Below are 2,962 nucleotides of genomic sequence, written 5' to 3' on the forward strand. Positions count from 1 at the left end.
CTTGTGTTGGCGCGAGGCCTCAGCGAACAGGTCGAACTTCAGGGCGCTACGGGGAGTGATCATGGCAAAGGATGGAGCACGCGTTCTCGATCAACAAGGGACCGGATGGGTTTTGAGAGGTTCCCCATTGAGTCGACGACCGGTTCATATTCCTTCCGTGCCGACGATCCATCTCCTGAATGGCGAACATCAACTCGCCGATCAACTCTGCACAAACAATTTCATTTTTCGATTGATAGGCCAGCCCAAACTCTTCCTCATCAGGATCGAAAAACAAAATGCAACTATCGCTTCTGGCAATTTTGTAGGCCAGTTTATTCGGCCGATCAAATATTTTGAAAATCGATACGCCAGTACGGCAGCTTTGGAAATATTGAACCAATGTGAAATGCGCGTTGGATTCACAGAAAGCATGTAGGAAATTTTCCAGTTCGCCTTCTTAAATCTTCATTTAATTATCTGCAATTTTATGCAGCCAGCGAGAAAAATGGAGGACAAACATGCAGTCACTGTATATGCGAAAAATCAATGGCGCCCCAGTTAGCCCCCTTGGCATCCAATCCAACCTTCAATCCATCATCATACTCGTTGATTTCCAATAACAAGTAGTCCTTCATGTCTTCCGACAAAAGCCCCATAATTCCCCAATCAGCAGAACCCAACAAATACTCCACATTGATACTTGCCAATGAATCTATTTTCAAGAGGCCGCAGTCAATTGAATTTTCCACCCACAGATAAACATTTGAAAAATTTAGCGCGCCTAGACAAATAAATATCTTTTCAAGTCTTTCGGCCTCATGTATTGAAAAATTCAATTCAATTTTTTGCGAAGACATGCCTTCGAATATTTGACTTTGGGCACGAATATTCTTGGCATCATTGATGCTTCCTATATTTTTCTCAAAAACGGGCTTCGCCACCAGTTTTGAAAGCATTCCGAGGTATTTTGCAATGAATATTTTTTTGCGCATTCTTTCAGAATTTGATAGCATAGTTAATAATCCACTTTAAATTTACCATCAATCAATGCGGGGCAACCATAATTGTTATAACGAACCTGTCCAGTGGATGAATCGATCTTTACTTGACCACCTTCCCAGTGAGGCTGATTGATATGGCTTCTATCAAGAGTCTGTTGCTGTACAGACATCCTTTGAGGTCCGCCACCCGGTGACGGTACATCGTAGGAGTATTCTCTGCCTGAAGAATTTCTGGACTGTGAAATAGGTTGTTGACTAGTGGGTATGCCAGCTCGGGTCATGACCTCTCTACGCGCTGCGTTAGAGGTGAGTCCAGCGCCCATTCCGCCGCTACCACCCACACCTCCGCCATTACCTTCTAGCGGCATCAGATCGAGAGGATCTCGAAATCTTCTAACGAGCCCATCAGGATCAAAATTGGATAATGGGTCGGCATCCACATACACAAACCGATTCCACCCACCATCCAGCCCGATTGGATCGGCCTGTATTACCGCCCGCCTTCCCGGTCATAATAGCGATTCAGGTTGTACGCTAGTCCCGTCTCTTCATCCCACACCTGCCCCGGATACCGCATGTCGAATTTCATGGCTTCGCTATATTTCGTCGCGACCTGGCCGCTCTGCGCTTAGCCCGTCATTCCGTTTATCTTCATAGTTATCATTTAGCCACCAAACTTCAGACTGCATCTCCTCTGGAATATCATCTTCCGGATCCAACCCCATCTGCTCAATAGTTTCAAACCAAATATCGCGCAAAGAATTCGGTAATTTTTTTCCGCACCACGGGCAAAACGTCACCAGCTGATAACTTCCTCCATTTCTATACAAAATTCCATACTCCCTAAATTTCGGAAAAAACTCCAAACTCAAATCACCCGAAAGCACATGACTTTTCATACTCTCACAACAGTGCTGAAAATTCTTTATCATTTTATAACCCCTTAAGAAGTCGCCCAGCAACGGCAGGCTTGTGCATTTCACCACTTATAGGATTCATTGAGCCCAAATGGCCTCCATATCGGTTGTAAACCTCAATATCACCGTGAGTATGGTCCCATTGGTAATATTGTTTATTTTTGCCCGCCTCTCCATTGGTACGAATATTATTTCGATAATTATTCATACCATTCCAAATGGGGCTTTCACTGGGGGATTCAAAAAATTTGCTAACACGGGATGTAGATGGTAATTTCGGAGTTGTCATCCGACCTGCACCACCTATTCCGCCACCATTGCCATCAAGCGGCATCAGGTCCAAAGGATCACGGATTCTTCTGACCAGTCCGTCCGGATCAACATAAGACAGCGGGTCAGCATCCACATACAAGAACCGATTCCATCCTCCCTCCAGCCCAATCGGATCGGCCTGTATATATCGTGCTAGTGCAGGCCCCTGTGCTACTAAACCCAGAAAACCAACAAGCAATATGCATTTAAACCATTTCATTACCATTCCCCCTTTGCTAATTTTGAAATTTTGCATTTGCGCCGTATCCAGTTTTGGCAGAAATTTCCAATGGCCGCCAACCCAGCCCATAAGCCCGATCATAAATTGACTCGAGTTGATCATTCAGCATCAGGAGCCTCGGCCGCTCGTTAATCGGAGTGTCGTTGGCTATAGGATACTTTTTCACAAACTCCTGTCTTCGAATTTCCTGGGTCGCCGCGAACAGATTCAGAAGCGCGCAAATGTCATTGGGACTGTATTTCAACAAAAATTGAGCCAGCGCGGCATGCCGATACGGTTGATCCTGCTTTTCATAGAACGCCATGAGTGTTTCTGCCATGGCGACAATGGCCTCTTTCTTAGACATGGGCCGCAGGTAAATCCCCGATTTCAAAGCGATATCGGGGAACCTCTCAAAACCCATCCGGTCCCTTGTTGATCGAGAACGCGTGCTCCATCCTTTGCCATGATCACTCCCCGTAGCGCCCTGAAGTTCGACCTGTTCGCTGAGGCCTCGCGCCAACACAAGA

5 protein-coding genes are annotated in these 2,962 nt (G+C 45.9%); 1 reads left to right on the top strand and 4 read right to left on the bottom strand.

From position 1 onward, the window contains the following. A partial coding sequence (locus AVMA1855_RS26410) for a hypothetical protein (protein WP_284427993.1) occupies positions 1 to 418 on the top strand: 418 nt, incomplete at its 5' end. Positions 419 to 506: 88 nt separating this feature from the next. Here AVMA1855_RS26410 and AVMA1855_RS26415 read toward each other — a convergent pair. The 4 genes from AVMA1855_RS26415 to AVMA1855_RS26430 form a co-directional block, all read right to left on the bottom strand. Further along, a complete protein-coding gene (locus AVMA1855_RS26415) occupies positions 507 to 974 on the bottom strand; it encodes a hypothetical protein (RefSeq protein ID WP_284427994.1) in 468 nt (155 codons plus the stop codon). Between the two features lie 605 nt (positions 975 to 1,579). Further along, on the bottom strand, positions 1,580 to 1,915 hold the full coding sequence (locus AVMA1855_RS26420) for a DUF6980 family protein (RefSeq protein ID WP_502870391.1): 336 nt from the start codon (positions 1,913 to 1,915) through the stop codon (positions 1,580 to 1,582). Between the two features lies 1 nt (position 1,916). Next, the gene (locus tag AVMA1855_RS26425) at positions 1,917 to 2,468 is read right to left on the bottom strand and encodes an RHS repeat-associated core domain-containing protein (RefSeq protein ID WP_284427996.1); all 552 of its coding nucleotides are present in this window, start codon (positions 2,466 to 2,468) and stop codon (positions 1,917 to 1,919) included. Then, a partial coding sequence (locus tag AVMA1855_RS26430) for a hypothetical protein (RefSeq protein ID WP_284427997.1) occupies positions 2,449 to 2,962 on the bottom strand: 514 nt, incomplete at its 5' end. The genes AVMA1855_RS26425 and AVMA1855_RS26430, both read right to left, overlap by 20 nt.

The sequence above is a fragment of the Acidovorax sp. SUPP1855 genome (assembly GCF_030158955.1).
GTDB lineage: Bacteria > Pseudomonadota > Gammaproteobacteria > Burkholderiales > Burkholderiaceae_C > Paracidovorax.